Origin of the sequence: aff. Roholtiella sp. LEGE 12411 (assembly GCF_015206995.1) — a bacterium.
Lineage (GTDB): Bacteria > Cyanobacteriota > Cyanobacteriia > Cyanobacteriales > Nostocaceae > Komarekiella.
This window is the reverse complement of sequence record NZ_JADEXR010000046.1, coordinates 1-20,541: the sequence shown is the minus strand read 5'-3', so window position 1 is coordinate 20,541 and position 20,541 is coordinate 1. Positions and strand designations below refer to the sequence as shown.

Genomic DNA, 20,541 nt, shown 5'->3' with positions numbered 1-20,541 from the left:
CTTAGGAGAGGGATAGTACCGCAGCTAACTACCGCAAAAACAACTCCCGAATCCCCACACTACCAATTTCCACCGCCAGCGCCGCCAATATAAAACCCAAAAGCTGGGTAATAATCACCTCACCTTCTGCACCAATCCACTTGTCGATGTAGTTGCAGAAGCGCAAAATTAACCATGTGACGAGCATAGCCCCCACAATACCGACCAACACGCTAATATGCGGACTTTGAGATTTCGACATTAATAACATCACTGTCGTTAATGTACCTGGCCCCGCTAGCAGCGGCAAAGCCAGTGGAGTAATTGCTACATCCCGTCCTTCTTCAATAATGGGCGTGTCTAATTCTCCCCGGAGCATTTGTAAAGCAATCAACAGCAACAAGAGTCCTCCAGCTACTCGCAAAGACCCGATGCTGATTTCCAAATAATTCAAAATTATTTGACCAGTAAAGGCAAAAAGTAATAGAACTGCGATCGCGACGATAATCGCTTTATCTATGACTTTATTTCTTTCCTCTGGTGTCATGCCTTTAGTCAAAATTAAAACAATTGGTATATTGCCCACAGCATCTGCTAGAACAAACACCGCAATAAACGTTTGAATCAGAATAGAGGTATCCACAGCAGACAGCTTTTATCAGGGTTTGATAACAACCTAATCTGAATCTGGTTTAGTTTTCCAGAATCCATAGGAATATTAAAATAGAGTAATAACGATAGCTAACCCTTAAATCATTGAACAGTCAACATTTACCAAGATTTACGGCGGTAATTTAGCCCCCATCTACACCGCTCACTTAGATTCGTCGCCGACTCAATTTGCTACTGAAAAACTGATAACTGCTAACAGATAACTGATAACTGTTAAAGAAAAGCAACGTTTAGACATTTCTAATTAAGCCCAGTGGGGTTGAACTAGCGATATATTTTGAGAATCTATCTTGCTTAAATCGACTGCTCCTTATTGAATCTATGAAGTCTTATTTAGCCGCAGCTATTCAATTGACCAGTGTGCCTAATCTCGAAAAAAATTTGGCCCAGGCAGAAGAATTAATAGATCTTGCCGTGCGTCAAGGTGCTGAATTGGTCAGTTTACCAGAAAACTTTTCTTTTATGGGAGAAGAAAAAGACAAACTCGCCCAAGCCGAAGCGATCGCCGGTGAAACGGAAAGATTTCTCAAAAAAATGGCTCAGCGCTTTCAAATCACTATCCTGGGCGGCAGTTTTCCCATTCCTGTAGACAATACAGGCAAAGTTTATAACACTACCATACTCATTGACCCCAACGGTCAAGAACTTGCTCGCTACTACAAAGTGCATCTATTTGATGTCAACGTTCCCGACGGTAACACCTATCGAGAATCTAGTACCGTCCTAGCTGGTAAGCAACTACCTCCTGTCTATTTTTCAGAAACACTGGGTAATCTAGGACTTTCTGTTTGCTACGATGTCCGCTTCCCCGAACTATACCGTCATCTAGCAGATAAAGGAGCCGATGTCGTATTTATTCCCGCCGCCTTCACCGCCTTTACAGGCAAAGACCACTGGCAAGTACTACTACAAGCAAGAGCCATTGAAAATACCTGCTACATCATTGCTGCTGCCCAAACCGGCACCAACTACGCCCGCCGCCAAACCCACGGACACGCCATGATTATCGACCCTTGGGGCGTAATTTTAGCCGATGCTGGCGAACAACCGGGAATTGCGATCGCTGAAATCAAACCTACCAGACTCGAACAAGTCCGCCGTCAAATGCCCTCCCTACAACACCGAGTATTTTAGGGACTGGGCAGTGGAGGAGTGGGGGAGTGGGGGACATAACAAAGAGAACAGAGATAAGGGAGAGTTCTGCTCAATAATTCCTCCTTAGGGACTTCCAATGCCCAATGCCCCATACCCCATACCCCATGCCCAAATTCAATCTAAATCACTTTCCAAAACCGAAGCGATCGCAAGCTTTGTACTTGTTTGAAATTCTGTGACGTTCACCCGATTCAGAAACCAAATCGACACCACCATTCCCAGGGCTTCTAGAACAAATACCAGTCCATAAGCTAACTCTAGACTCGGTAAAAACTTGCGTCCAATATCCAACACTGTACCTCCGATTACCACTGCCACACCTCTAGAGAGCGATTGCGCTAATCCCCATGCCCCAATAAACGTACCTGCGGCTTCTGCTGCGGTGAGATCCAACATCAAGCTAATTGCTGCCGTAGTTAAGAAACCTGCGGCTAAACCGAAAAATAACAAACCTAATTTGAGAACTCCTGCATTAGCTGTGAATCCTGATATACCTAGCAATATTGCACAGAATGCTACCAACATACAGCCTAGACGTGCAGTTCTACGCTTACCCAAACGCGGGACAATGTAAAAACCAGTAACGCCGTAGGCAATCAGCAAACCCGTTCCATAAAAAATATTTAATTTGGTACTTTCCGCTAAGGGCATTTTAAACACTTGACCCGCATAAGGTTCTAAAATTGGGTCTTGCATAAACAAGCTGATGGTCATCACCAATAAAAAGGTGAAAAACAAACCTGTTTGTGGGCTAGCTGTCAAAATTTTCCAAGCATTGCCTAAAGTAATACTGTCTTCACGGTTCACCAGTGTGGAACGGGTTAAGTATTGAGAGTACTTTTTTTCTACGCCGAATGTCGCTGCGATCGCTAAACCAAATACAATTGCTGGGACGATAGTAAACAATCGGTTGATTGCTGGCTGCAAGGTTTCTACAGTTGCTTCTGGCGTTAACTGTTTTAGCAAGCTGGCACTGATAATTGCCCCAACAATAATCCCCACCATTAGCATCGACCAAACCACACCGACTACTTTAGAACGGTTATCTTCTTCAGATATATCCACCAACAAAGCAGCAAAGGCAGTACCGCTAGCACAAATTCCTAGGCCGTAGACAGCAAAAACCAAAACCAAAAGCGCTGTCCAGGCGATTGTTTGGGTTGTCCATACCCAATTACCTGTAATATTTCCAGCAAGATTCATCTGCCACATTACTTGTACAGCTAAAAATGCTGCGATCGCAAATATTGCCGCGCCCACCCAAACATAAGCTGTGCGGTGGTATCCCCATAACGGCTTAGCATCGGAAATCTGGCCGAACCAGACACGGGAAGGAGCAACAAATAAAGGCAGTGCTAGAACTACTGATACCAGCGTCGCTGGAATTGCTATTTCTTGAATCATGACTCTGTTAAGTACTCCCAGAGTCAAGATAGACATCATGCTCAGTCCCATCTGAAATAAACCCAGCCGGAACATGGTTAGCAGGTTTACCCTTGGCACAGATAGGGATTTTGTTTTGGTATCAAATACTTCACCGCTTGCCATAGATACTTTTTCGTATGGTTTATAGGATTTAATCTCTCTCTCTTTAAATAAAGATAAACCCTACCCGCTTGAAATCAGCGAAGGAAAAGTGGAAGTTGCGATGGCGTTCCGCCCGCCAGAGGCGATCGCACTTACTTTAGCAGGCAACTATACACCACGATTAGCATAATCCTCAGCCAAGTTAGGATTAATTTTTATGGCTTGGTTGTAATCTGCGATGTCTACGACGGGCTACGCCTACGCATAACAAGAGAATTTTAGGATGAAGTAGTGAAACGAGACTCAATTTACTATCAAATTTTTAAGCGTTTTCCTGGGCTACTCTTTGAACTGGTTGATAATCCTCCTCTGCAAGGGCAAAACTATCGATTTGAATCAGTTGAAGTCAAAGAAACCGCTTTTCGCATGGATGGTGTGTTTTTACCTCCAGAGGATGCAACATCCAGAGCGATCTTTTTTGCTGAAGTTCAATTCCAAAGAGATGAAGCCCTTTACCATCGGTTCTTTACCGAGTCGCTGATGTACCTAAACCGGAATCGTTCTCAGTATGATGACTGGTTCTGTGTGGTAATTTTTTCATCACGCTCTTTGGAACCAAGGGATCAAAAAACTCATCGAATATTTCTCAACAGCGACCAAGTGCAGCGAATCTATTTAGATGAGTTAGGCGCGACTAATCAACAACCAATAGGCATCAACTTGATGCAGTTGACTCTAGCATCGGATGAAGTGATGGCACAGCAAGCAAAGCAATTGATTGAGCGGGTAAAATTAGAGGAAACGGACACGCTGCCGAAAAACGAAATACTAGACATCATCACCACAATCGCCGTTTATAAATTTTCGACCTTGAGTAGAGAGGAAGTTGAAGCTATGTTAGGACTGACTTTGGAGCAAACAAGGGTTTATCAGGAAGCGAAAGCCGAGGGTCGAGAAGAACAGAAAGCTGAAATGTTGAAACTTACCGTGCCTCTGTTACTAAAAGCAGGGATGAGTGTGGAGCAGATTGCTCAACACCTCAAGGTTGATATAGAAGCTGTCCACCTTGCCGCACAATGAGGAAGTTGAAGCTATGCTGGGACTGACTTTGGAGCAAACAAGAGTTTATCAGGAAGCGAAAGCCGAGGGTCGAGAAGAAGGTCGAAAAGAAGGACGAGAAGAACGGAAAACTGAAATGTTGAAACTTACCGTGCCTCTGTTACTAAAAGCAGGGATGAGTGTGGAGCAGATTGCTCAACACCTCAATGTTGATATAGAAGCTGTCCAGCTTGCCGCACAGCACAACACATAGAATGGACATTTTATGTCTGTTGTCATATTTTTGCAAAATGAGGAGAGCTTGATTAAAATCCTCAATTGCCCTTTTATGGTTTCCAGAGCGATCGCACCAAAATGTGGCAGATTTAAGATGCTCATGACTTCATCGAAGTTGAGACTTGGTAGTAGGGAACTCCAGTCTCTAAAGTTTGCATAGCACTTCTACACTCGCTCCCCCGAAAAATTGTTATGCTGCGTCGCTACTACACACTTCTCGCCGAAGGTTATAGAATTTCATCCACCAGAACCGTACCACGCTCACAAAAATCTATACTGAGATGATAATTTTCAAGCAGGGCAGTTCCAATGAGTGGACGACGACCCATTAGGGCTGCAATATTACGCTCCACACCATTCCATACAACTGTTGCCAAATAAACATTGGTTTCCACACTGGAATTGTTAGCGAGGTTTGCGTTGATGTTGATGAGGTACGGCAAGCCAAGAGCAGCAATGACAGAAGGCGGCAAGGTTAAGAACCCTTCAAAACCTGTATCAATCACACATTCGATTTCTACACCTGAGTGTTCTGGGGGAAGAATAATCACACTCATTCTTGCCTGAAGTCCAACTACAGTCCCGTGTATCACTGTGCTGTCCTGAGCAATGTACCACCAACTGCATAAACGGCATCAAAACCAATTCTTTCTCCCCAAAGTGCTGCATCGGTTTGCTTGGATCGTAATCGAAGACTCGTCTCCACTAAATCATCACCGATTTCGTAATCTCCTGTTTCAACATTAATCGAGATAATTTTGCCAATATTCTCTTGTGTCTCAACTTTGGCACGGATACTTCTCTGATAAAGTTCCTTTCCACGTCGGGCGACTTCTTGGCTACTGAGCGTCGGGTGGGACATAAATAAATCCCCTGTTTAAGCTGCTAGATTCTTCACTTCATTGTAGAGCAGAAGCTACAGAGGTTAGAGAGCAATACTTTATTCTGTAGGAATTGGGAGAGCGATCGCGTTTTTGGAAGGTTGTATGGGTTTTACAAAAACATGAGCTCGTAGTAGACCTAAAGTTAAATTCTAATTACATCCTATTACGATTGGAGATAGGCGATCGCAACATTGAGCAGAAACTAGCTAAAAAATAGCGATGGGCTACGCCCCGCCCGAGGCGATCGCACTCCAGCAACTATAGCAGCCGCCAAGGTAGTTAGGACATCAATTAATCATCCAACCTGGACACCAAGAGACTTTCAAGCTTGTCAATAGTCCCCTATGCCCTGTCCTCTGCCATAACTGTCATAGTCTACGTTCTAATCTTGATGGCTATAGCTATACAATGAGAGTACAACTAGTGTTGTACCTCGAAAGACTGATCAAATGAAACGCACACTATATATTCCTGATGAGTTGTGGACACAACTTGACCAATACTTAAAAGATCATCCAGAGCAAAACCCATCAAGTGTTGTACAGGCAGCACTGGCGGAAAAGTTACGCCCCAAAAATGGTTCAAGGCTACTATCGCTAGCAGGAATCGTGGAAAATGCTCCTACAGATGCTTCAGTTAATGAAGACTATTTGATACAAGGATGAAGCGTCTCGTTTTGGATGCAGGCCCCCTGATTGCCTTGGTTTCTCTCCAAGATGACTACCATCAGGAATGCAAAGCGGGTTTTAGTAAGTTACCAGCGTTGTTTGGTGAGGTTCTAACCCCTCTACCTGTGCTGTTTGAAGTTTACAAGTTTGTGCTACGAGAACAATCGAGCCGTGCTGCAATGACTGCACTAGGCGTCATTAGTGAGAACACAGTGACTGTACCAGTGAACATGGAAATGTTTCAGGAGATTTTCAGCATGGTTCGCCAAATACCAGACTGGCAAGGAACTTTAGAGGATGCCTCTGTTGTAGCGGTAGCTAAACTTTATGACGCTAGTGTTTGGACATTGGATTACAGAGATTTGAGTTGGTTCAAGAGTCTGGAATTGTGGTCTTTGTGATTATTACACAGGTCAGTTTAAACATTGTGAAAATGTGGTTTTAACTACGCTATTCCATTTAATTAGTAAGATAAACTTGCCGTATGTATGTCATCAAACTACTTACCTTCATCTAGTGATCAAAAAGGCATAAGCAATGAGTAAAGAACAAGTCAAAGTAATATTATGGGAAGAAAACCAAAAAGATTTTCTAAAAAAGTTCTATGATCTCCAATTTATTCCCAGAGTAGGAGAGGAAGTTTACTTAAAAAAGGAGAAATGGAAAGTAACCAGAGTTGAGCATGACGTAGAAATTAGTGAGATTAATGTCTACATGGAATTAATCAAAAAAGCTAAGCAGGATAAATCATCTAATTCCTAAATACAAGTAAATACACTTAACTATAGCAATCCTATTTGATTAGTGAGAATTGTAGCCAGCATATCCCCGACTTCGTAAAAGTTGTCGGGGATCTTGTTTATGCGTGTTTGATTCAGGATTTAAATCTTTATGCAAGGCGCGATGTCTACGACGGGCTACGCCCTACGCACAACAAGATTTGCGGCTAAGTGGTGACGATCGCACCGTATCTTATCGATAACGATACACTATAAAAGTAAAGAAATGTAAACAAATCAAATTTTGCAACCGTGGAAAACATCACATTGGGGCAAAATGGCCCAGTTGTTACACCTTTGTGCATAGGCACTTGGGCTTGGGGTGATAAACTATTTTGGAATTATGGCGATCGCTACGGTCAAGAAGAGTTACAAGAGGCTTTTACAGCAGCTTTAGAAGCTGGTGTTACCTTCTTCGACACTGCGGAAATTTACGGAATGGGAAAAAGCGAGAAATTTTTGGGACAATTTCTGCAAAAGACGCAACAACCAGTACAAATCGCTACCAAATTTGGCCCCCTACCGTGGCGATTTACAGGTCAATCGGTTTCCAATGCCTTAACAGAAAGCCTCAAACGACTACAATTAGAGCGAATCGCCCTCTATCAAGTGCATTGGCCTTTTGCTTTTCTTTTAAGTCAACAAACTCTGATGAATGCCCTAGCGGATGAAGTGAAGCGGGGTAGAATTGCCGCAGTAGGTGTAAGTAATTACTCAGCAGAGCAAATGCGAGACGCGCACCAAATATTGGCAGCCCGTGGAGTGCCTTTAGCCGTAAACCAGGTACGTTACTCTTTAATTACTCGCCAAATTGAAAGTAAGGGTATTATGGCAACTGCTCGTGAGTTGGGTGTGACTATCTTGGCATATAGTCCTTTGGCGCAAGGATTACTCACAGGCAAGTACACTATTGATAGTGCTGAAACTCCCAGTGGAGGTAGAAAGATAGACCCGCGATTTACTAAAGAAGGCTTGCAAAAAATTGCACCTGTAATATCTTTACTACGCAGTTTGGGAGAAAAATACGATCGCACCCCAGCCCAAGTTGCTCTCAACTGGTTAATTGCTCAAGGTAATGTCATTCCCATTGCTGGGGTGAAAACAGCCCAACAAGTACGACAGAATGCTGGTGCTTTGGGATGGAGACTGAACGAAGATGAAATTAGGGAGCTAGAAGCAGTTAGCCGCCCTTGGCTGTAATATTTACTACTCAAACACAGGAGGCCACAGTTCTGATACTGTTAGCTCCCAGCCTGTTAGTAAGTCTGGTAATGTCAGTTTGTCGTTATCCTGCAAGATTACCGGTTCTTGGTTAAGCCGATAAACTGTTAACGTCAATTGATCAGGATCAATTAATATGCCAACTGTACATCCAAGTTGTAGGAACAGCTGAATCTTTTCTACTAGTGGTTTGATGCGATCTGACTTAGATTTTATTTCTACCATCAAGTCAGGTACTAGCTCTACAAAATCACGTTTGCTTTTCTTAAGTTTATCTGCACGAACAAAAGACACATCGGGAGCGCGGAGATTTCGTTTTTCGTTATCAGCTTCTTTTCCGTTTTCAGTTTCTAATGTAGGCAAAATAAAACCAGCGCTAGAACCAGTCACCCGTCCTAGCCGCTGTGGGCGCACCCAATTAGCCATCTGGCGCGCAAATTCTATACCTATTTCCTCTGATTCATAATCTGATGGGCCCATAACAAGTATATTTCCGTCTACCAGCTCCATCTGCCATTCGGGATGCTCTACTTGTAGTTGCTCTAAGTCTGTAATGGTGAACATAAGATTACGGAGAATACATCTTTAGTTATGTTCTACAAACAAATAGAAGAAATTAGCCGTCCTGAGTGAAAGCCATTAGTCTTTTGTCGTTGTTTCTCACTAATGACAAATGACTAATGACAAATGACTAATGACTAAGAAGCCGATTCCCTAGCTGTATGCGAACCTAGCTTTTTATTCGTAGGTGACACAGAAGACTCACGACTGGTTGTCCGCAGTTTGGGCTTGGGAGTACCATGTCTTTCTTCTTCACCATTACTACTATCCGATTTGCTCCAAGAAGAGCGAGTGCGATCGCCATTCGATTCACGACGCTTGTTTAATCTGGGTTTGGGAGTAGGGCCGTTGTCTTCTTGGGGAATTTCCACATCTGATTGCAGCCAAGCGGGGCGAGTTTGATCGTAAGCGATTTGCAACGCAGCTGCGGCGATCGCCTGAGCATCATATTCTTCAATCAGTTCGCTAACTATCGGCAAAAACGAAGCTAAACGCTCGCCTGTCAAAGCTTGTCGCACTTGTTCTTGCAATTTCAGGATGTGACGCGCTTCAATTTGTGCCCGCGTTGGAATCGTCAGCAATTGCCAATTTTGGCGGTTATGGCGTTCAAATGTCTGCTGCTTGCGCCGCTCAAAAGGCTGTACTAAAGAAATTGCTGTTCCTTCTTTCCCAGCTCGACCAGTACGACCAATACGGTGGACATAGGTTTCCACACTATCGGGTAAGTCGTAGTTGATCACGTGCGACAGTTGATCGACATCCAATCCCCGTGCTGCGATATCAGTTGCTACCACCCAGCGCACTTGGCGATTGCGGAATCGGCTCAATAACCGCTCTCGTGCTTGCTGCGATAAATCGCCGTGGTATTCATCAACGCTGTGACCAGCTGCTTGCAGTTGATTGGTGAGTTCTGCGGCTGTGCGTCTGGTACGAACAAAAATTAAAGCTGTTTCTGGGTCTTCCATTTCCAGAATTGGCTGTAAAGCTTTGGCTTTTGTCCAGTGGCGGGGAATCAGGTAAGCTACCTGATTGATTTTATTAGGAGCAGCTTTTGGCTGCTCAACGGTGACTGTTGCAGGCGATCGCAAAAACTTGTTCACCAACATCCGAATCGATGGTGGCATTGTTGCTGAGAATAAAGCTGTTTGGCGATCTACAGGCGCTTGAGAAAGAATTTTTACCACATCGTCGATAAAGCCCATGCTCAACATTTCATCGGCTTCATCCAACACAAACCACTTCACTTGATCTAGCTTTAAACAACCGCGATCCAGCAAGTCTATCACTCGTCCTGGCGTCCCTACTACCATGTGAACGCCACGTTTAAGTTGTAAAATTTGGCGGTCAATTGATTGACCACCGTAGATTGCTAACACCCGCAATCCTTCATTGCCAATAAACTGTTCAATGGCATCGTGAACTTGCATTGCTAATTCACGAGTTGGTGTTAAAACTATGGCTTGCACAGCCCTTTCATTAATATCTAACCGCTCTAAAATTGGTAGTGAAAATGCTGCTGTTTTACCTGTTCCAGTTTGAGATTGACCCACAACATCACGGCCTGCCAGCAGTTGGGGAATGGCTTGCACTTGAATATTAGTTGGTTCGGTAAAGCCGATTTTTTCTAGTTGCTCGACGCGTTCTGGGGAAATACCTAATTCTTGAAACGAAAGATTCATCAATTCTCCTAAGATTTTATTTTGGATTTTTGGATTAGTCATTAGTCATTTAACAAAGGACAAATGACAATTTAGTTATTGACAACTTGACCATAGAGATCGTATGTATCGGCATGGTGGATCGCTACTGGTATAATCGTTCCTAACTTCGCTTTGCCTTTAACATAGACTTGACCATCGACCTCTGGGGAAAATCTACCTGAACGACCGATTAATTCACCACTTTCAGGATTTTCTTGCTCAATCAGGACATCAACAACTTTGCCTACTTCCTGTTGATTTTTCTTTTGAGAAATCGGTTGCTGAAGTTCCATCAGTTGGTATCGGCGCTCGTCCATCACTTCTTGAGGCACCTGATTTGGTAGCTTGTAAGCGGGGGTTCCCTCTTCAGGCGAAAAAGTGAAGACACCAACATGGTCAAATTCATGCTGCTGGACGAACTCTAGTAGATGCTCGAAATGCTCTCTTGTTTCTCCTGGAAAGCCAACAATAAATGTTGTCCGTAGCACCGCTGATGGTAACGCCGTTTTGATGCGATCTATAATCCCATCATTTACACGTCCTTGCCAGGGACGGTTCATGGCGCGAAGAATTTCAAGATGAGAATGCTGTAAGGGCAAGTCCAAGTAGGGTAAGACGTTGGGTGTTTCTTGGATTGCTGCTATCACATCTGGAGTCAGTCCAGTGGGATAAGCGTAATGCATTCTTACCCACGGTACATCTACTTTCCCCAAAGCACGAAGTAATTCGGCTAACTTTGGTTTACCGTAAATATCCAGACCGTAATTAGTAGTGATTTGGGAAATTAGAATAATTTCCTGTACCCCTTGACTAACTAACTGCTCGGCTTCAGCAACAATAGATTCAATAGTACGCGATCGCTGGTTTCCTCGTAGATAAGGAATAATACAAAACGCACAACGATAATCACATCCTTCGGCAACCCGCAGGTAAGCTACACCCTCCGTTGTAGTACGGTAGCGTGGTGTAGTCTCGTCAGCAATGTAGGTTGGTTCGATACTAACCTGTTTGACCCGCTCGCCTTGTTCTACCCGCTCAATTACATTTACAATTTTGTGATAATCGCCTGTACCTACTACAGCAACTGCTTCTGGCAACTCCTCCAACAATTGTTCTTGGAAGTGTTGCGCCATACAGCCAGTGATTACGATTTTTTTGTCTGCCTCTGCCAGTTCTACCAAAGTTCTAACAGATTCTTCTCTTGCCGCTTCGATAAAACTACAGGTATTAACAATAACGTAATCTGCTAACTCTTCATTTGTATCTACACCGTAGCCTGCTTCTACCAGCAGTCCTAGCATGTGTTCTGTATCAATTCGATTTTTCTCGCAGCCTAGGTGAGAAATTGCAATTGTTGGTTTATCACCCATATTTGGAAAAAATCTTCAGGTTTTTTTTCTTGTAATCAAACATTCAAGCGTTAGCTCCGCTCTTTTACTATCAGCATTTTGATCAGGACAGCGCAGTAGCAGATTACTACTGTCATCAACTGTCTACAGACTAATGACCCTATCAATAAAATAGAAATAGAGGTCATGTTATGATATTTTTATCAATCTGTTCCCCAGGGTAAAGTGAAGTGTCTTTGGGTACATTTGACACTTGTAATTTTTTTTAACAATTCGCCTGTTGGTATTCTATACTACCGCAGCGTGTGCGTTGTTAATTTACCCATCGGGAAGCCGCCCAAAGGGCCTGTTGTGAGAAGTCGCTACCCTCAGGGAAATCGCGCCCTTTGCGAGACGCTGTGCGAACGCGACTACGCCTAATAAAGCAGTAAAGTTCCCCTGGCGATTGGCTGACCCAACGAAAAACACGTGGGTAAGACGGCCTAAACCACGGAAAGCTGCCTCGCGTCTTGTGAGTGGCAAACTCCTCTTGTTAGCCAGGTTTTATCTTAACATATCTTATGGGAGGTTTGACCCCAATTTCCGTCTTAGGATGGAGGCAGTAAACCGACCATCAGAAAACACATTTGACTAGTTAGTTAAAAGTCAAGAGTCAATGGTCAAAAGTCAAGAGTCAATGGTCAAAAGTCCAGAGTCAATGGTCAAAAGCTCTTGGACTCTGGACTTTTGAAGGCCAGATGCTTCTTTTAAGGGAGACGCGCGAGTAGCTTGCTTCCCCGTAGGAGTACAAATTGTGGGTATTACCCGCACAACGAACTGGCTGCTCTAGACATTTAATTCTGGACTCTGGACTCCGCGAGGCGGATTAAAGAAGTGGACTTATATCAGCTATTTAAAACTCGCTCACCAATTATTGGCGTGGTTCACCTGCTACCGCTGCCCACCTCGCCCCGTTGGGGAGGTAGCCTAAAAGCAGTAATTGACCGCGCCGAACAAGAAGCTACAGCCTTGGCTAGCGGAGGTGTTGATGGAATAATTGTGGAAAATTTCTTCGACGCGCCGTTTACCAAAAATCAAGTTGATCCAGCGGTTGTGAGTGCCATGACTATGGTGGTGCAGCGGATACAGAATTTGGTAACTTTGCCTTTAGGTTTAAATGTTTTGCGAAACGACGCCAAAAGTGCGATGGCGATCGCTAGTTGCGTACGATCGCAATTCATCCGCGTTAATGTCCTCACTGGCGTAATGGCAACTGACCAGGGATTGATTGAGGGAGAAGCCCATCAATTACTCCGCTATCGCAGAGAGTTAGGCTGTGATGTCAAAATCCTGGCCGACGTATTAGTGAAGCACGCTCGTCCTTTGAGTTCCCCAAATCTGACGGTTGCGGTGAAAGACACAATTGAAAGGGGTTTAGCAGATGGGGTGATTTTGTCCGGCTGGGCTACTGGTAGCCCTCCTAACTTAGAAGATTTGGAACTGGCTTGTGGTGCAGCAAATGGCACGCCAGTGTTCATCGGTAGTGGGGCTAATTGGGAAAATATTGATACACTGATGCCGGGAGCAGATGGTGTAATTGTTTCCAGTTCCCTGAAACGCCACGGACGAATTGAGCAGCCAATTGATCCAATTCGCGTCAGCCAATTTGTGGAAGCCGCACGTCGAAGTTGGAACTCCAAAGGTGAAACTAAATCTATTTCCTCAGTGAAGCTACATTCTTAAATAGGGCATGGGACAAAGGACATTGAGCATGGAATATCAGGGTATATAGAAATTACCAATGCCCAATGCCCAATGCCCAATGCCCAATGCCCAATGCCCAATGCCCAATGCCCAATGCCCATTAAGCAATAGCAGTTTATGATTCGCCGCCGTTCTACCCCTTGGATTCATAAATGGTCGCGCCCATTGATTGGGGCGATCGCTGGATGTGGTGCTCTAACAACAGGTTATCTCACCATAGAAAAGTTAACAGGAGGCAGTGCCGCTTGTCTGGCACAAGCTGGAGCTAAAGGCTGTAATGATGTACTTTCTAGTCCTTGGGCAACAGTTTTCGGTCAGCCATTAGCTTTGTTTGGGTTTTTGGCGTATATCAGTATGGTGATATTTGCTTTGTCTCCCTTAGCAATTAAACCAATTGAAAATAAGGAAAAGCGTCAAAAGCTAGAAAACTGGACATGGTTGCTGCTGTTAGTGGGTGCGATCGCTATGTCTATCTTTAGCGGCTACTTAATGTATCTGCTAACATTCCAAATTCAAGCCTTCTGTCTTTACTGTATCGGCTCAGCTTTATTCTCCCTCAGTCTTTTGATACTGACGATTATTGGTCGTGATTGGGATGATATTGGGCAAATCTTCTTTACCGCCATCATTGTTGGAATGATCACGCTGATTGGCACTTTATGGGTCTTTTCTAGCGTAAATCAACAAGCTGTTACGCCCGGAGCATCTGGACAACCTGCAAAAATTTCCTTTACTCCGCAAGTACAACCTAACCCAGAATTCGGTTGGGAAATTACCACCACCTCTGGTGAGGCAGAAATAGCTCTAGCGCGACATCTAGCGAAAATCGGCGCTAAAGAATACGTTGCTTATTGGTGTCCTCACTGCCACGAACAGAAGCTACTCTTTGGAAAAGAAGCTTATCAAGAAATCAAAGATACTGTTAAGGTAGAGTGCGCTCCCGATGGAGTGAAAGCTCAACCAGAACTGTGTAAAGCCGCGAAAGTTGAAGGCTTTCCCACTTGGATAATCAATGGTCAAAGCTATAGCGGAGTGCAAAACTTAGAGGAACTGGCGCAATTTTCTGGTTACACAGGTTCTCGTAACTTCAAGTATTTCAGGTAGTTGTCCTAAGAGGATGTTTGAAAGGTATTAGGCGAATAGAATTCGCTACTACACAAACCAAGTCCCTTCGGGTTCGCAGTCGCCTGGGTCGGGCTAACCCTCCCGCAGCGCTGTCTCACCACCTCCGTGGACTAACACCAAATCAAGGGTTTGTTAACCTGCAAAGGCAGGTTTTATCTCGTGTAGCCGAGCCACTCCGTTAAGCGGGTTCCCCGATTTGTAGCAAGTGGAGCGCGATTTCTAATCGCCAGGATGTTTGAAAAGTCCGTTTTCAAACATCCTCTAAAAGGGAGTGGGGAGAACAAAAGAAGAAAATAATTAATGACCCTTGATTTTTGTAGAGACGCGATTAATTGCGTCTCTACTCCCATCTCCTAAATTTAATTACCTATTTTGCTCTTTGACTTTTTAAAACTCCTATTTCTCGTTGTATGGGCAAGACATCTAAAATATCAGTTTGAGAACAATATTTTAAGTCTTCATGACATTCCAGGCGTAACAATCGCTGACCGTGACTAGCTTGGTGCAATAATCCCAATAAGTCCCTTTGCCATTGAGAGAAAAGAGCGATCGCGCTAATTACCTCATCATTACCAGCTAATTCCTCCTGCGATAATTTAGTTTGCTTTACTAGACTATGGGCGATCGCTCCTGCACAAACTGTATCCTCTAAGGAAAAAGAGCCTTCCCAACCTGAACCAACAATCCACACTGTCTCTGGTTGTTTTTCTAGAAGATATTGCACTACCGCCGCCCGGTTGATTAAGGCTGCTGCTAGTACGGCTGGAGATTCTTGTACTCGTTGTAAAGCGCGGGTACCATTGGTGGTACTGATAAACAAGCGCCGCCCCGCCACTAATTCTTGTGTGCAATCAAGGGGAGAGTTACCCAATTCAAAGCCAGTTACTTTCGCGCCGCCGCGTTCTCCAGCTCGTAGGCGTTTTTCTGAAGGCCATTTTTCGCTCACTTCGATTAGTTGAGCTAAATCACTGAAGACTTGCACAGCTTCGCCTCCAGCCGCTAATACGGTCGCTATTGTGCTAGTGGCTCGCAAGACATCGACTGCGATCGCACAATCTGGCACTTTATCCGTTGGAGTCAATTCCGGAGTGTGGTATACGAATAGCTTCACGCGCTGGATACACCTAATACTATAGCCGCAAATAATATTTTACCCAGTTGGTGTCACTAACTACAGTTAGAGTTGTTCCTAGAGCATTTTTTAGCATCAAAATGCACAATACATATCATTCACAAAATACTAAAAAAGTCTAAAAAAGCTTGCTCTCAGGCTTCTGGGCTTTTAGACTTGCTGCACTATCTTGTAATCTGAAAAAAGAGTAAACCTTCTAAAGCTTTATTTGGCGTTCACATTTGGTATCACTACGCACCTTAACGCCCACCAACTCCACTCCGCTCATCCCAAATTCAAAACCGATATGGCACCTTTACCCGATTACCGCCCTAAACAATTGTCTGTAGGCCCGTTGGAAGCGGAAATTTTGAATATTATCTGGGAACTTGGTTCAGCAACTGTCAAAGATGTACATGATCGCATTCTGGCTGATCCCAACCGGGAATTAGCTTACACTTCTGTAACCACTGTTCTACGTCGTCTTACTGATAAAGGTTGGCTTGTATGCGACAAAAAAGGGCGAGCATTTTATTGGCGACCATTGCTGACCAAGCAGCAGTCAGCAATAATTAAAGCACACGAACAATTACAGCGATTTCTAGCAATTGGTAATCCTGATGTTGTCGCAGCCTTCGCAGATAGTCTGGATGAAGCAGCCAGCGAGCAAATAGAAGCGATCGCCAAACGCATTCAAGCTGCACGCCAAGCCAGGGAGGAAAAATGATGCATTTACTGATGATTTTGATTGTTTTGGCAGTTGCTTGGTGGTTGAGATGTTCTTGGAATCAACCCCAAGGTAGTTGGAGTTTGCGATGGCGGCGATCGCTGTTTTTATTTCTCTTCCCCCCCTTGCTAATTTTCATGACAGCGATCGCCGTGCTGTGCATGGGAACCCAAGGGCAAATGGGCGGGATGTATACAGGATGGGTCAGCTATGTGCTGGCATTACTATTTCTGGTATTTTTTGCCCTTTTGTGCATTAAACTTGCTTTCCAGGGGTTGCAGTCTGTAAAATCCGCCCGTAACTGTTCCCTAGTTAATCTCGGCGATAGACAAGCTAGGCTACTTCAAACAGATGCACTGTTTGCCGGGCAAATCGGTTTTTGGCAACCGGAACTAGTGGTAAGCCAAGGCTTAGTGCAAACTCTCTCACCTAATCATTTTGAAAGCGTCTTAGCCCATGAACAAGGGCATTACTATTACCGTGATACATTCTGGTTTTTCTGGCTAGGTTGGGTGCGTTCTTGTACTGCTTGGCTGCCAAATACAGAGCCTTTGTGGGAAGAACTGTTAGTTTTGCGTGAACTACGTGCCGATAGTTATGCAGCGTTACAGGTAGACCCTCTATTGCTAGCAGAATCACTCGTGTTAGTGGTTGGTTCCAGCCCTGTATTATCAGAAATTTGTTGTGCTGCATTAGGTTCCTCTAGCGTAGGTGATGCCTACGGCGGGCGATGCCTACGCTTAGAGCAGAGAATAGAAGCTCTATTAGCACCACCAGAATCAACCCCAGAAATTCAACAGTCTTGGAATGGGTTTATTTTGGCCTTTCTGCCTTTACTAACTGTGATCTTCCACACTTAAAACTCAAAAGCTGTAGTAACAACATGAGTGGTGGTCATCTTTACGACCGACAAACAGCCTGGGATCTTCAATGATTGCCGCAGCCACAAAAGGATTGTCAAGCAGCGCTCCAGATGTCACATAAAGCGTTTATCCTAGTTTCAGGAATTTAGGTGCAATTACCTAAAAGAGTAACACTAGACCCATACAGCGGTTCCTGCTGTTATGAAGTACAGTCTCTCCCTCTCCACACTCCCTCTTTTTCGACCCTTTCAGCACTAAACGTGTACCTCACAATAGGGGGAAGTGCTGTAATGTCTTTGTCTTCTGGTTCTTGGGTATGTGCTTCTGATTGGCTTCAACTTGTTATCTGACAACGATACTTATTTGGCTGCTAGCCCAATGTTGACTGCTAAAAATGCAGAAAAGACCCTTAATGCGATCGCCAGTTTTCTCAAATTAGATTAGCCGCAGAGCAGAACCTTTCTTTAGCACATTTGCTAAATACTCATACTGCTCTTGCGTATTGCAAATCTATGTTTAACTCCCCAGGCTGGATTCGAACCAGCGACCAATCGATTAACAGTCGATCGCTCTACCACTGAGCTACTGAGGATCACTCACGATTTATAATAGTAAGGCTAACCGATAGGATTTGGCAAGTACTTACGCCAAAATATTTTTTTAGATGCTTCATCATAAAATTTTTGCAGCCAAAACCCTCTCTGGAAGTTCATCCCAGACCTTTAGATGCTAATATCTACTGTAATCCCATTCGTAATTCAGCCAAACGCTGCCGTGCTTTAGCATCAATAGCATTGGCTAGAAACCTACTCTTAGATTGTTTCCGTGGATGATACTTTTGCCGCATCCGACAAATAGTAGCTTCCACTTCACCACATAGTTGTTGTGCCGACAACCATTCAGCTCCATACCCCTGTACCATTAATTGCTGTGCCCGATCTGATGTGGCAACAATCACACGAGAAATCAAAGATTGGGCTACTTGCTGCCGCATAGACGCACAAGATTTTTCAATATAGGTATCTGCCGTCTGCCCAAAATCGGTGTAATAAACTGATAAAAGCTCAGTGATAATTTCTCTGTTGCTAGAGGCGTTATGGTATTGGGCATCAAAAACTATTTGAGTTACATAACCTTGAAATGCGCTATAACCTGTCATCGCTTCAACAAGTTCTCCACGTGCTGCCTCTAGTCCAGCGCTATCACGGGTTTTTTTAAGGCAAGGCCAAGCGCCAATTATATTGTAGCCGTCCACTAACAAAACGGCTTGGAGTAAGGAACGAGGCATGGTTTTTAATCACAATTTTCTAGAGTTAACAAAATTCATTCATAAGATTTATAATAATTGATGCATTGTCTGTAACACTATGTTACACAAGACAAAAAATGTGTCATCCTTACAGAACTAACCCTAAGACAGAGGCACCAACTTAAAACGCGCCTTTTCCAAAAAGGCGCGTAGTAGTTTTTTATCAATAGTGCTGAGTCAAGACGCAATTAATCTAGTCTGTATAATTGAGTGCTGAGTAGTTACTTCTTTCTTCCTATTCAGCACCCAATCAAGAAGCTTCGGTGTTTACCTCCATCAGACGTTGTTTGAGGCGCTGGGCTTCACCCCAATCCACCAAAGAGCCTTTTTCTAGTAATAAAGCACCATCACAGTAATTTAACTCGTCTAATCGATGTGTCACCCACAGGGCTGTAATACCCCGGCTTTTTACGAGGCTGCGGACACTAGCTACTAAATCCAGTTGGCTATCTGGATCTAGTAAGGCAGTGGGTTCATCTAATAGTAAGACTTCACAGTGACGGGCGATCGCACCCGCGATCGCTACTCGTTGTTTTTGTCCCCCAGAGAGCGCATATATGGGACGTCGTTGTAGGGCACACAAATTTACCGCCCCTAGCGCCTCCTCAACTCTTGCTCTCACCGCAGCAGGTGGCAATTTTTCTGCCACTAATCCAAACGCTACATCAGCACCAACTGTTGGCATTACCAATTGATGATCCGGATTTTGAAAGACAAAACCAACAGGATGCAAAACCCGAATTTCTCCAGATTCAGCAGATAATAACCCGGCCAGTAGTCTAAGTAAGGTTGATTTGCCACTGCCATTTGTGCCCAAGAGCATCCAAAACTCACCCTTGGGTACTTCTAGTGAGCAAGATTTTATTGCTGTCTCGCCATTGGGCCAATTGAAGTTTAAATTCTTGACCTCGATGCCCACTTCCGCCATTTGTATACCTTAGTTACTCAGCAGCTACTGCAAAAAAACCAGGTGGTCTACCACCAGCAGTGGTTACACCATCTTTCTGAACAATCTGTACCCCAGAAATCTCACTAGCACGGACAGCGATTTTTTTCTCTGTCTTGCCCTCACACTTTAATTCCACAATGTCAGGATTGCCAGAACGTATTGCAGCCAAAATTAGCTGATACACAGCCTCAGCATCCTCGCCTGACTTACGTTGTACTGAAATGGGGAAAGCAGTGTTCCTGATGCTTAAGTCGATGGTAAACATTTAGCATTAATCAAATTTAACTGTAGGATTCATTTTAGCGTCAGCTGGCTGATTCCAGGGGGATGGGGAACAAGAAGAGGGGCGATAACAATTCAAAATTATTCTTGCTATCTCCCTTTATATCCCTACTCCACTCTTCCTCTAGTGCGATCGCATCTGTATCAAAGGTTAAATTTAATAACAAATCCCCTAGAAAAATTAGCGATTTGCACCTATTATGATTAAAGGTACGTAAAAAATTGTAAATTAGGTAGACAACCTGGTTAACTTTCTGCTTATAGATGACTGTAAAATAGTTATCTATACACAGATACGACCTGTACTTATAACATTTGGAGATTTGCTCTCATGACCATCGCAGTTGGACGCACGCCCAGTAGAGGGTGGTTTGACGTTCTAGACGACTGGTTAAAGCGCGATCGCTTCGTATTCGTAGGTTGGTCAGGGATATTATTATTTCCCTGCGCCTTCCTAGCACTAGGCGGTTGGCTAACCGGCACAACCTTCGTCAGCTCTTGGTATACTCACGGATTAGCCTCATCCTACTTAGAAGGCTGTAACTTCCTGACAGTAGCAGTATCAACCCCCGCCGACAGCATGGGTCATTCCTTACTGCTGT

General features: G+C 44.1%; 25 protein-coding genes, 1 tRNA gene and 1 pseudogene. 14 read left to right on the top strand and 13 right to left on the bottom strand.

The window, feature by feature from the left end; translation table 11 throughout:
• Positions 1 to 28: 28 nt before the first annotated feature.
• Positions 29 to 622 carry a MarC family protein gene (locus IQ246_RS12765; RefSeq protein WP_194003535.1) on the bottom strand — a complete coding sequence of 198 codons (594 nt, stop codon included), beginning with the start codon at positions 620 to 622 and terminating at the stop codon, positions 29 to 31.
• Positions 623 to 972: 350 nt separating this feature from the next.
• Here IQ246_RS12765 and IQ246_RS12760 point away from each other — a divergent pair, with 350 nt between their 5' ends.
• Positions 973 to 1,785 (top strand): carbon-nitrogen hydrolase family protein, encoded by an 813-nt coding sequence (locus tag IQ246_RS12760; protein WP_194003533.1) that lies wholly within the window; start codon positions 973 to 975, stop codon positions 1,783 to 1,785.
• Positions 1,786 to 1,920: 135 nt separating this feature from the next.
• On the opposite strand, the gene IQ246_RS12755 is transcribed toward IQ246_RS12760, so the two are convergent.
• Entirely contained in the window at positions 1,921 to 3,354 is a 1,434-nt protein-coding gene (locus IQ246_RS12755) for a BCD family MFS transporter (RefSeq protein WP_194003531.1), read from the bottom strand.
• A 270-nt stretch (positions 3,355 to 3,624) separates the two neighbouring features.
• Here IQ246_RS12755 and IQ246_RS12750 point away from each other — a divergent pair, with 270 nt between their 5' ends.
• Both IQ246_RS12750 and IQ246_RS12745 read left to right on the top strand, forming a co-directional pair.
• Entirely contained in the window at positions 3,625 to 4,413 is a 789-nt protein-coding gene (locus tag IQ246_RS12750; protein WP_194003529.1) for an Rpn family recombination-promoting nuclease/putative transposase, read from the top strand.
• Positions 4,400 to 4,645 (top strand): hypothetical protein, encoded by a 246-nt coding sequence (locus IQ246_RS12745; RefSeq protein ID WP_244142013.1) that lies wholly within the window; start codon positions 4,400 to 4,402, stop codon positions 4,643 to 4,645. The genes IQ246_RS12750 and IQ246_RS12745 overlap by 14 nt, the downstream gene beginning before the upstream one ends.
• Positions 4,646 to 4,895: 250 nt before the next feature.
• Here IQ246_RS12745 and IQ246_RS12740 read toward each other — a convergent pair whose 3' ends face one another.
• A complete protein-coding gene (locus tag IQ246_RS12740; protein WP_194003527.1) occupies positions 4,896 to 5,261 on the bottom strand; it encodes a clan AA aspartic protease in 366 nt (121 codons plus the stop codon).
• Positions 5,258 to 5,530: a hypothetical protein gene (locus IQ246_RS12735; RefSeq protein ID WP_194003525.1), complete on the bottom strand. Its 273-nt coding sequence runs from the start codon at positions 5,528 to 5,530 to the stop codon at positions 5,258 to 5,260. The genes IQ246_RS12740 and IQ246_RS12735 overlap by 4 nt, the downstream gene beginning before the upstream one ends.
• Positions 5,531 to 6,001: 471 nt before the next feature.
• Here IQ246_RS12735 and IQ246_RS12730 point away from each other — a divergent pair, with 471 nt between their 5' ends.
• From IQ246_RS12730 to IQ246_RS12715, 4 genes are all read left to right on the top strand, one after another.
• The gene (locus tag IQ246_RS12730; protein WP_194003523.1) at positions 6,002 to 6,217 is read left to right on the top strand and encodes a DUF2811 domain-containing protein; all 216 of its coding nucleotides are present in this window, start codon (positions 6,002 to 6,004) and stop codon (positions 6,215 to 6,217) included.
• Positions 6,214 to 6,621 carry a type II toxin-antitoxin system VapC family toxin gene (locus IQ246_RS12725; protein WP_194003521.1) on the top strand — a complete coding sequence of 136 codons (408 nt, stop codon included), beginning with the start codon at positions 6,214 to 6,216 and terminating at the stop codon, positions 6,619 to 6,621. Before IQ246_RS12730 ends, IQ246_RS12725 begins: the two co-directional genes overlap by 4 nt.
• Positions 6,622 to 6,757: 136 nt before the next feature.
• The gene (locus IQ246_RS12720) at positions 6,758 to 6,982 is read left to right on the top strand and encodes a hypothetical protein (RefSeq protein ID WP_194003519.1); all 225 of its coding nucleotides are present in this window, start codon (positions 6,758 to 6,760) and stop codon (positions 6,980 to 6,982) included.
• Positions 6,983 to 7,251: 269 nt separating this feature from the next.
• Positions 7,252 to 8,199, top strand: coding sequence for an aldo/keto reductase (locus IQ246_RS12715; RefSeq protein WP_194003517.1), 948 nt, complete (start codon positions 7,252 to 7,254; stop codon positions 8,197 to 8,199).
• Between the two features lie 6 nt (positions 8,200 to 8,205).
• On the opposite strand, the gene IQ246_RS12710 is transcribed toward IQ246_RS12715, so the two are convergent.
• The 3 genes from IQ246_RS12710 to rimO all read right to left on the bottom strand — a co-directional run bounded on the left by IQ246_RS12710 (position 8,206) and on the right by rimO (position 11,851).
• Positions 8,206 to 8,784, bottom strand: coding sequence for a Uma2 family endonuclease (locus IQ246_RS12710; protein WP_194003515.1), 579 nt, complete (start codon positions 8,782 to 8,784; stop codon positions 8,206 to 8,208).
• A gap of 134 nt (positions 8,785 to 8,918) precedes the next feature.
• Entirely contained in the window at positions 8,919 to 10,460 is a 1,542-nt protein-coding gene (locus IQ246_RS12705; protein WP_194003574.1) for a DEAD/DEAH box helicase, read from the bottom strand.
• 71 nt (positions 10,461 to 10,531) lie between these two features.
• On the bottom strand, positions 10,532 to 11,851 hold the full coding sequence (rimO, locus tag IQ246_RS12700; protein WP_194003513.1) for a 30S ribosomal protein S12 methylthiotransferase RimO: 1,320 nt from the start codon (positions 11,849 to 11,851) through the stop codon (positions 10,532 to 10,534).
• Positions 11,852 to 12,703: 852 nt separating this feature from the next.
• Here rimO and btpA point away from each other — a divergent pair.
• A complete protein-coding gene (gene btpA / locus IQ246_RS12695) occupies positions 12,704 to 13,552 on the top strand; it encodes a photosystem I biogenesis protein BtpA (RefSeq protein WP_194003511.1) in 849 nt (282 codons plus the stop codon).
• Here the strand turns inward: btpA and IQ246_RS30865 are convergent.
• Positions 13,549 to 13,674: a hypothetical protein gene (locus IQ246_RS30865; RefSeq protein WP_255515535.1), complete on the bottom strand. Its 126-nt coding sequence runs from the start codon at positions 13,672 to 13,674 to the stop codon at positions 13,549 to 13,551. The genes btpA and IQ246_RS30865 overlap by 4 nt on opposite strands.
• Before the next feature lie 16 nt (positions 13,675 to 13,690).
• On the opposite strand from IQ246_RS30865, the gene IQ246_RS12690 reads away from it, so the two are divergent.
• Complete coding sequence (locus IQ246_RS12690; RefSeq protein WP_194003509.1) at positions 13,691 to 14,677, top strand: vitamin K epoxide reductase family protein; 987 nt, start codon at positions 13,691 to 13,693, stop codon at positions 14,675 to 14,677.
• Between the two features lie 17 nt (positions 14,678 to 14,694).
• Entirely contained in the window at positions 14,695 to 14,880 is a 186-nt protein-coding gene (locus tag IQ246_RS12685) for a hypothetical protein (RefSeq protein ID WP_194003507.1), read from the top strand.
• Positions 14,881 to 15,065: 185 nt separating this feature from the next.
• Here the strand turns inward: IQ246_RS12685 and IQ246_RS12680 are convergent, their stop codons facing one another.
• Positions 15,066 to 15,809 (bottom strand): 2-phosphosulfolactate phosphatase family protein, encoded by a 744-nt coding sequence (locus IQ246_RS12680; protein ID WP_194003505.1) that lies wholly within the window; start codon positions 15,807 to 15,809, stop codon positions 15,066 to 15,068.
• Between the two features lie 307 nt (positions 15,810 to 16,116).
• Here IQ246_RS12680 and IQ246_RS12675 point away from each other — a divergent pair, with 307 nt between their 5' ends.
• From IQ246_RS12675 to IQ246_RS30860, 3 genes are all read left to right on the top strand, one after another.
• Positions 16,117 to 16,536, top strand: a complete 420-nt coding sequence (locus IQ246_RS12675; RefSeq protein WP_194003503.1) for a BlaI/MecI/CopY family transcriptional regulator — start codon at positions 16,117 to 16,119, stop codon at positions 16,534 to 16,536.
• Positions 16,536 to 17,396 carry a M56 family metallopeptidase gene (locus IQ246_RS12670; protein WP_194003572.1) on the top strand — a complete coding sequence of 287 codons (861 nt, stop codon included), beginning with the start codon at positions 16,536 to 16,538 and terminating at the stop codon, positions 17,394 to 17,396. The genes IQ246_RS12675 and IQ246_RS12670 overlap by 1 nt, the downstream gene beginning before the upstream one ends.
• Positions 17,397 to 17,717: 321 nt before the next feature.
• Positions 17,718 to 17,843: a hypothetical protein gene (locus IQ246_RS30860; protein ID WP_255515534.1), complete on the top strand. Its 126-nt coding sequence runs from the start codon at positions 17,718 to 17,720 to the stop codon at positions 17,841 to 17,843.
• Between the two features lie 76 nt (positions 17,844 to 17,919).
• On the opposite strand, the gene IQ246_RS12665 is transcribed toward IQ246_RS30860, so the two are convergent.
• From IQ246_RS12665 to IQ246_RS12650, 4 genes are all read right to left on the bottom strand, one after another.
• Positions 17,920 to 17,991 (bottom strand) — tRNA-Asn (locus tag IQ246_RS12665).
• Between the two features lie 144 nt (positions 17,992 to 18,135).
• Complete coding sequence (locus tag IQ246_RS12660; RefSeq protein ID WP_194003501.1) at positions 18,136 to 18,687, bottom strand: NYN domain-containing protein; 552 nt, start codon at positions 18,685 to 18,687, stop codon at positions 18,136 to 18,138.
• Positions 18,688 to 18,958: 271 nt separating this feature from the next.
• Complete coding sequence (locus tag IQ246_RS12655; RefSeq protein ID WP_194003499.1) at positions 18,959 to 19,636, bottom strand: ABC transporter ATP-binding protein; 678 nt, start codon at positions 19,634 to 19,636, stop codon at positions 18,959 to 18,961.
• A gap of 13 nt (positions 19,637 to 19,649) precedes the next feature.
• The gene (locus tag IQ246_RS12650; RefSeq protein ID WP_194003497.1) at positions 19,650 to 19,922 is read right to left on the bottom strand and encodes a hypothetical protein; all 273 of its coding nucleotides are present in this window, start codon (positions 19,920 to 19,922) and stop codon (positions 19,650 to 19,652) included.
• Positions 19,923 to 20,270: 348 nt separating this feature from the next.
• Between IQ246_RS12650 and IQ246_RS12645 the strand changes: the two are divergent.
• Positions 20,271 to 20,541: pseudogene (locus tag IQ246_RS12645) on the top strand (photosystem II D2 protein (photosystem q(a) protein)); the annotation flags it as partial.

Bases quoted from the DNA above. Each gene is read 5' to 3' on its own strand.
- IQ246_RS12760 (WP_194003533.1), top strand. From the start codon at position 973: ATGAAGTCTTATTTAGCCGCAGCTATTCAATTGACCAGTGTGCCTAAT.
- IQ246_RS12755 (WP_194003531.1), bottom strand. From the start codon at position 3,354: ATGGCAAGCGGTGAAGTATTTGATACCAAAACAAAATCCCTATCTGTG.
- IQ246_RS12735 (WP_194003525.1), bottom strand. From the start codon at position 5,530: ATGTCCCACCCGACGCTCAGTAGCCAAGAAGTCGCCCGACGTGGAAAG.
- IQ246_RS12730 (WP_194003523.1), top strand. From the start codon at position 6,002: ATGAAACGCACACTATATATTCCTGATGAGTTGTGGACACAACTTGAC.
- IQ246_RS12725 (WP_194003521.1), top strand. From the start codon at position 6,214: ATGAAGCGTCTCGTTTTGGATGCAGGCCCCCTGATTGCCTTGGTTTCT.
- IQ246_RS12720 (WP_194003519.1), top strand. From the start codon at position 6,758: ATGAGTAAAGAACAAGTCAAAGTAATATTATGGGAAGAAAACCAAAAA.
- IQ246_RS12710 (WP_194003515.1), bottom strand. From the start codon at position 8,784: ATGTTCACCATTACAGACTTAGAGCAACTACAAGTAGAGCATCCCGAA.
- IQ246_RS12705 (WP_194003574.1), bottom strand. From the start codon at position 10,460: ATGAATCTTTCGTTTCAAGAATTAGGTATTTCCCCAGAACGCGTCGAG.
- rimO (WP_194003513.1), bottom strand. From the start codon at position 11,851: ATGGGTGATAAACCAACAATTGCAATTTCTCACCTAGGCTGCGAGAAA.
- IQ246_RS30865 (WP_255515535.1), bottom strand. From the start codon at position 13,674: ATGGGCATTGGGCATTGGGCATTGGGCATTGGGCATTGGGCATTGGGC.
- IQ246_RS12690 (WP_194003509.1), top strand. From the start codon at position 13,691: ATGATTCGCCGCCGTTCTACCCCTTGGATTCATAAATGGTCGCGCCCA.
- IQ246_RS12675 (WP_194003503.1), top strand. From the start codon at position 16,117: ATGGCACCTTTACCCGATTACCGCCCTAAACAATTGTCTGTAGGCCCG.
- IQ246_RS12670 (WP_194003572.1), top strand. From the start codon at position 16,536: ATGCATTTACTGATGATTTTGATTGTTTTGGCAGTTGCTTGGTGGTTG.
- IQ246_RS12660 (WP_194003501.1), bottom strand. From the start codon at position 18,687: ATGCCTCGTTCCTTACTCCAAGCCGTTTTGTTAGTGGACGGCTACAAT.
- IQ246_RS12655 (WP_194003499.1), bottom strand. From the start codon at position 19,636: ATGGCGGAAGTGGGCATCGAGGTCAAGAATTTAAACTTCAATTGGCCC.
- IQ246_RS12650 (WP_194003497.1), bottom strand. From the start codon at position 19,922: ATGTTTACCATCGACTTAAGCATCAGGAACACTGCTTTCCCCATTTCA.